Raw genomic sequence first — 6,354 nt, 5'->3', positions numbered from 1 at the left:
GTTCCAGTTCCAGGCCTCGTCGCCAGTTTGGGCGGCCCAGCTTTCGTAATCGCGGGCCTGGCCCCGCATGTAGATCATGCCGTTGATGCTGGAGCAACCACCCAAGGTTTTGCCACGGGGGTAAATCAGGGCGCGGCCGTTCAGGCCTGCATCAGGCTCGGTGCGAAACCGCCAATCGGTGCGGGGGTTGTCGATGCAATACAGATAACCCACGGGAATGTGGATCCAGTGGTAGTTGTCTTTACCGCCCGCCTCCAGCAACAGCACTGAATTGTTGGGGTTGGCGCTAAGCCGATTGGCCATCAAGGCGCCTGCCGTGCCCGCCCCCACTACAATGTAATCAAAAGTCCGCATGTTTACCCCGAATCGATTACCCAATAGTAACCAGCCCACAAATTGGATTGAAGCCCACGTTGCTGCAATCGACTTGGGGTTTTCCAGAGTTTTGCAAAAAAGTTAAAGATGTCTTGATCAATCGCCTGTGCTTATGACCATTCCAAACATGTCAGAATCACACTCAATTCCTTTACAATCGAATGTTTCGCATTAACTACCCAGCCCGAGGTTTCTAAAATGACAGAACGCACCACAGTGCATGGCTTGCAAGTAGCCACACCCCTGTACAACTTCATTAACAATGAAGTACTGCCCGGCACCGGCATTGATCAAGCTGCCTACTGGAAAGGCTTCGACGAAATCGTCAGCACACTGGCCCCGAAAAACGCCGCCCTGCTGGCCGAGCGCGATCGCATTCAGCTGGAAATGGACGCCTGGCACAAAGCCAACCCCGGCCCCATCGCCGACATGGCCGCTTACCAAGAATTCTTGAAGAAGATTGGCTACCTGGTTGAGCAGCCTGCCAAAGTGCAAGCCACCACCGCCAATGTAGACAGCGAACTGGCCACCCAAGCTGGCCCCCAGTTGGTAGTTCCAATTTTGAACGCACGCTACGCCCTGAACGCCGCCAACGCACGTTGGGGCAGCCTGTACGACGCGCTGTACGGCACCGATGTCATTTCTGAAGAAGGCGGTGCAGAACGCGCTGGCGGCTACAACCCCGTGCGCGGTGCAAAAGTAATTGAGTTTGCACGCAACTTTTTGGATCAGTCTTTCCCATTGGAAGGCGCATCACACAAAGACGCAACTGGCTACGCCATTGCAGGTGGCAAGCTGCAAGTTGCCTTGAAGAACGGCAGCACCGCTGGCCTGAAAAACGCCGCACAACTGGTGGGTTTCCAGGGCGACGCTGCAGCACCTTCATCGGTATTGCTGGTGAACAACGGCATTCACGCCGACATCATTATTAACCGCGCAACACCGATTGGTTCAAGCGACGCAGCCGGTGTGGCCGACGTGGTGCTGGAAGCAGCGCTGTCCACCATTCTGGACCTGGAAGATTCTGTTGCAGCAGTAGACGCTGAAGACAAAATTGTGGCCTACAAAAACTGGCTGGGTATTTTGAAAGGCACCCTGACAGAAAGCGTGAGCAAAGGTGGCAAAACCTTTACGCGTGGCCTGAATGCAGACCGCGTGTACACCGGCGTGAATGGCGAGAAAGTGACTATGCATGGCCGCTCCATGTTGTTCTTGCGCAATGTGGGCCACTTGATGACCAACCCAGCGATTTTGTGGGGCGGCGACAAAGAAATTCCCGAAGGCATTATGGACGCGATTGTGACCACCACCATCGCCTTGCACGACCTGAAAGGCAACGGCGTCAACGGTATTCGCAACAGCCGCAAAGGTTCGGTTTACATCGTAAAGCCGAAAATGCACGGCCCTGTTGAAGTGGGCTTTGCTGCTGAATTGTTCACCCATGTAGAAAAGCTGCTGGGCCTGCCCGACAGCACCGTAAAGCTGGGCATTATGGACGAAGAGCGCCGCACATCCGTCAACCTGAAGGCCTGTATTGCTGCCGCAGCCAGCCGTGTTGCTTTCATCAACACCGGCTTCTTGGACCGCACTGGCGACGAAATGCACACTGCCATGCACGCCGGCGCCATGATTCGCAAAGCCGACATGAAGAGCAGCGCATGGATTACCGCCTACGAGCGCAACAACGTGCTGGTTGGTTTGAGCTGTGGCCTGAAAGGCCGCGCACAAATTGGTAAAGGCATGTGGGCCATGCCCGACCTGATGAAAGCCATGCTGGAACAGAAAATTGGCCACCCCAAAGCCGGTGCAAACACCGCTTGGGTTCCAAGCCCAACTGCTGCAACACTGCACGCCATGCACTACCACCAGGTAAGCGTGGCCGCTGTTCAAGCCGAGCTGGAAAAGATTGATGCCGACGCAGAACGCCCAGGTATTTTGGCCAACCTGTTGCAAGTGCCTGTGGCCACCAACACCAACTGGAGCGATGCAGAAAAGCAGCAAGAACTGGACAACAACGCCCAAGGTATTTTGGGTTATGTTGTGCGCTGGGTTGACCAGGGCGTGGGTTGCTCCAAGGTGCCCGACATCAACAACGTGGGCCTGATGGAAGACCGCGCCACACTGCGTATTTCCAGCCAGCACATTGCCAACTGGATTCACCACGGCATTGTGACTGAAGCCCAGGTAATGGAAACCATGAAGCGCATGGCCGCTGTAGTTGACCAGCAAAACGCTGGCGACCCCGCGTACAAGCCCATGGCTGGCAACTTTGAAACATCAGCCGCGTTTAAAGCTGCATGCGACCTGGTGTTCAAAGGTATGGAACAACCAGCCGGTTACACCGAGCCACTGCTGCACGCATGGCGCTTGAAGGTGAAAGCTGCTTGATTTGATTGAGTAGTTTGATTTGAGAAAGCCAGGTGCTGAAAAGTGCCTGGCTTTTTTGTTGGGCGCTATTTGGCAGGCGTGATTTCTTCAACGCCTTGTTGAGTGATTTTCAGCTTAACCTGAAAAAACTTCCTGGGAAGTTTGGGATTCGCGCGCGTTGCAAATCGATGATAGTCACGGAATGTCAGAACCAACTCGGCTTGGTCAACTGTTGATTCAGGCGCTTTGGAAACAACCCAATCGGCCTTCACAAACTCCCCTTTCGCTTGCAGTGTATGCACCTGAACTTCCGGTAGTTCATCGAAAGTGGCAACGGTAATCAGATGCTTGTTTTTACAGGGTGCGCCGGTTTCAAGGCCACAAGTTTCATCGCGAGCTGGGGCGGCAAATAGGCGCAACATCAAGCCCTTCTGTTGCCCGGGGGTGTATTGATTCAGCTCGATCAGTTGCCCGTACGCCAAGTTGTTCAAGAGGGTTTGTTCTTCCACCTCAGTTGCCCAGCTTGAGTTTACGAACAATACCAAAGCGCTGCTCACTATTATTTTTTGAATCTTGTTCATTACTTAGTCCACTGAAAAATGTATGTGATCGGCATGGCCAGAGACTGGATAACTTTGTCCATGTTTTCTTTTGAACAAAGGCCCAAAGTTTTCTCGTCGCCCTTCCCAATTCTCAAAGGCCAGTTGCAAGGCATCGGTAATTTGCTTCACGGCTGGGTCGCCTGGGTAATGCATCGACATCTTCATGCCATTGATTCGCGAAATATCCACTGCCTTGCCAGCACCTTGCATGTGCCGGCTGGGTAAGTTGTGTTGATCTTTCAAAGAGGAAATATAAATCGAACTTAGGGTTGGGCCATCCACTATGTTCGGTCTGATGGTTTGCAACAGAAACGCAAGCAAGTTGCTGTCTACGCTGTTGTGAACATTCAAGCCGAATTGAACTTGAACGTGATTAATTTGGTTGGGGATTATTGCCATGCGGTGCCTTTTAAACGAATTTAAAGAGGCACCTTAAAGAGAAGGATTGGGAGGTTACAAATTGTGGGTGGGTGGTAGCTTGGTGTGATTACACCGCGCGGCAGACGACTTAACTTTTCCTCACTTCAGTTTGTGCTGCAAATGTAGACAGGTAAAGTTGCTCCACCTGCTCTCTGGCCCAAGGTGTTTTTCGAAGAAACTTCAGGCTGGATTTCACTGACGGATCATTCTTGAAACAATTGATTTTGATTCGATTGGCGAGCTCATCCCAGCCGTAGTGCTCAACAAGCTTTACCACGATGGTTTCAAGCGTGACTCCATGCATGGGGTTCTTGGATTGCTCGGTATTCATGCTTGAGAAGGCCTTGGGATTAATGTTTTGATTAGCTGGCGATTATAACGGCGGCGGCATACAAACTGAATGCTTTGCAGCCAACGCTAAAATGCTGTGCTGTAGCGACTGCTGCCCAGAGAGGACAGCTGCTTGCATTCCAGCGAAGACCGCTAAGCCGTTTGCGTTTCGTAAAACATTGTTTAGCAACTGAAGGGGGTACCCTTCGTCGTGCCGCCGAATAGGATGGATTCCCGCATGTACGTACGAATTGAGCGCCTTCCAGGAGATATCTTTGAAGCGGCACAACGCATCGTATGCTTGCTGTGGGCCGCTATTTGCCAAAGCTTGCATCATTTCTGCGATTTGAGGCATATTTTTCGCAGCCTGCTCTGACTCTGAAGACAAGGTAGCTGTCAGTTTGGAAAGATGATTATCAGACGCTGCGTATAACAGCCAGATGGAGCGAGCAAGCGCCTCAAACTGGGCACGATGAATGACAGTGGCGGATGAGAGTAAGCCCGAGCGAAGCAGTACCCTCACCGACGCCCAATGCTCTAGCGAGAGAGAACAAGCAACATCGCTGGTTCGTATACGCAGCGAGTCGTCGAAGAGCGGCAAATCAATCAGCGCGATTAGCTCGTCGGCCAAGTGGTCAGACGCATCAAACATTTCGGATTTTGGAGCATCAAACATAAAAATAGAGTCCGCAACACCTAAGGGCCAGGCCATTATGGTTTTTGCTGAGCGTGAAGGACTTGTTACATGCCTTGCATGTACAACATAAATGCACATAAAATATGCGCATTACCTATGTTGGAGATGTGTACATGACACCCGCTTATGACACCCACGCACCCAAAAAGCCGACAAATGTCAGCGTAAACAGTGACTTACTCGTAAAAGCCAAAGCGCTGAAAATCAATTTGTCCGCAACTTTGGAAACAGCATTAAGCGAATTGGTCAGTGCCAGACAGCGCGACCTGTGGAAACGTGAAAACAGAGCCGCCATCGAAGCCTATAACCAACTGGTAGAAGAGCATGGAACATTTAGCGACGACTTGAGGAGTTTTTAATGGCTCAGTTCACTGCCTACGAAAACCCAAATACCGCCACCAACAAAACCTACCCTTACCTTTTGGATATCCAATCCAACCTACTCGATGACTTGCGAACAACAGTCGTTATTCCGCTTTGCGCCACCAACCTTGTGGGCAAAGCTGCGATTACAAAGTTATGTCCAACTCTGGAAATTAAAGGGAAAAGCTTCATTGGGCTCACACAACAAATTGCAGGAATCGACAGGAGGTCTCTCGGAAAAGAAGTGTGCAACCTTTCTCAGTATCGATCAGAAATAATTGCAGCGCTGGACTTCATTATTTCTGGCATATGACGCTCTGCTGATGGGTCCTGCTTCCGGAGTCATCATTCAGTACATTGTTCGCAGGTTACAGGACAACATTCTTCAGTCAAGCTTTGACACTACGTGAGCTAGACAAGCTAGCACCTCTGCACGGCGCTCTGGCCTGCCATTGAATGACAGAGGACTTGGATGGGGACAAGTGAGCACTGTGACCGATGGGGTCAACATGGCGACAACATGGCCGTACCTCTGCGCCTTCCTTCCAACGAGTACTACGAATCTAAGGCGAGGCAGTAGTGCAAGAAGTTCGGCTAGGTGCTGCCTTGCAGATCCGAGGTCTCGACCAGTCGCTGGGCGAATGCGATGCTCGTCGCCAATGTACCAAGGTATAGCATTCCACATCACAGTGCGAGAGCGATGCAGCCCTGCTTCGACATTGACTTCAAAAAAGTTTCTTGCGGTTTCGTCCGGGTTGTTACGCGACACGAAACCCGACCCTATAGCTTTACTGCCGGGAGCTTCGAGAAGAAACAGACATTCGGCGTTGACTCCTCCGTCCATGGGATCGAAGTCTGGCACTCCAGCAGGTGCACTGGCCCGCAAGCGTGCGACGAATGCGACCAGCGGCTGCATATGCGCAAGATCGAGCGCCTGCCTTCGAGCGGCGATTGCTTCGGATGTGTTCAGCGACTTCGCGCGGTCGAATGTCATTGGGGGTTTCCTAACGTTCGACGTAAGGGGCGGCTTGCGCCTTGGCGCAAGACATCCCCTTGACGGAGGGGTTATACGTTGCCCTCATAGCTGTAGCTCCTTGTACTGTTTGCCTATTCTGGCCAAATTGGACAGTGATTCTGGCTGAAACTGGACAGCCATTCCAGTTCAAACTGGACACTTTTTTCAATCGCCCGCGGGGCTGT

The 6,354-nt window shown here is 51.9% G+C and carries 9 protein-coding genes; 3 read left to right on the top strand and 6 right to left on the bottom strand.

What is annotated here, in order from left to right; translation table 11 throughout:
- Positions 1-354, bottom strand: a 354-nt coding sequence (locus B4N58_RS01615; RefSeq protein WP_291745215.1) for a GMC family oxidoreductase, incomplete at its 3' end; no start/stop codon positions are given.
- A gap of 219 nt (positions 355-573) precedes the next feature.
- Between B4N58_RS01615 and B4N58_RS01610 the strand changes: the two genes are divergently transcribed.
- Positions 574-2,763, top strand: coding sequence for a malate synthase G (locus B4N58_RS01610; RefSeq protein WP_291745213.1), 2,190 nt, complete (start codon positions 574-576; stop codon positions 2,761-2,763).
- A gap of 65 nt (positions 2,764-2,828) precedes the next feature.
- Here B4N58_RS01610 and B4N58_RS01605 read toward each other — a convergent pair whose 3' ends face one another.
- From B4N58_RS01605 to B4N58_RS01590, 4 genes are all read right to left on the bottom strand, one after another.
- Positions 2,829-3,323, bottom strand: a complete 495-nt coding sequence (locus B4N58_RS01605; protein WP_291745211.1) for a hypothetical protein — start codon at positions 3,321-3,323, stop codon at positions 2,829-2,831.
- A 3-nt stretch (positions 3,324-3,326) separates the two neighbouring features.
- The gene (locus tag B4N58_RS01600; RefSeq protein ID WP_291745209.1) at positions 3,327-3,743 is read right to left on the bottom strand and encodes a hypothetical protein; all 417 of its coding nucleotides are present in this window, start codon (positions 3,741-3,743) and stop codon (positions 3,327-3,329) included.
- Positions 3,744-3,852: 109 nt separating this feature from the next.
- Complete coding sequence (locus B4N58_RS01595) at positions 3,853-4,095, bottom strand: VF530 family protein (RefSeq protein ID WP_291739931.1); 243 nt, start codon at positions 4,093-4,095, stop codon at positions 3,853-3,855.
- A gap of 42 nt (positions 4,096-4,137) precedes the next feature.
- On the bottom strand, positions 4,138-4,806 hold the full coding sequence (locus B4N58_RS01590) for a DUF6988 family protein (protein ID WP_291745207.1): 669 nt from the start codon (positions 4,804-4,806) through the stop codon (positions 4,138-4,140).
- Positions 4,807-4,874: 68 nt separating this feature from the next.
- On the opposite strand from B4N58_RS01590, the gene B4N58_RS01585 reads away from it, so the two are divergent.
- Together B4N58_RS01585 and B4N58_RS01580 are read left to right on the top strand one after the other, a co-directional pair.
- A complete protein-coding gene (locus B4N58_RS01585; protein WP_291745205.1) occupies positions 4,875-5,150 on the top strand; it encodes a type II toxin-antitoxin system CcdA family antitoxin in 276 nt (91 codons plus the stop codon).
- A complete protein-coding gene (locus tag B4N58_RS01580; protein WP_291745203.1) occupies positions 5,150-5,467 on the top strand; it encodes a CcdB family protein in 318 nt (105 codons plus the stop codon). Before B4N58_RS01585 ends, B4N58_RS01580 begins: the two co-directional genes overlap by 1 nt.
- Before the next feature lie 72 nt (positions 5,468-5,539).
- Here B4N58_RS01580 and B4N58_RS15635 read toward each other — a convergent pair whose 3' ends face one another.
- Positions 5,540-5,998 carry a uracil-DNA glycosylase gene (locus B4N58_RS15635; RefSeq protein ID WP_414673841.1) on the bottom strand — a complete coding sequence of 153 codons (459 nt, stop codon included), beginning with the start codon at positions 5,996-5,998 and terminating at the stop codon, positions 5,540-5,542.
- Between the last annotated feature and the right edge of the window lie 356 nt (positions 5,999-6,354).

This window comes from Limnobacter sp. UBA3528 (assembly GCF_002377005.1).
Taxonomy (GTDB): domain Bacteria; phylum Pseudomonadota; class Gammaproteobacteria; order Burkholderiales; family Burkholderiaceae_B; genus Limnobacter.
This window is presented reverse-complemented; position numbering and strand designations above follow the sequence as displayed.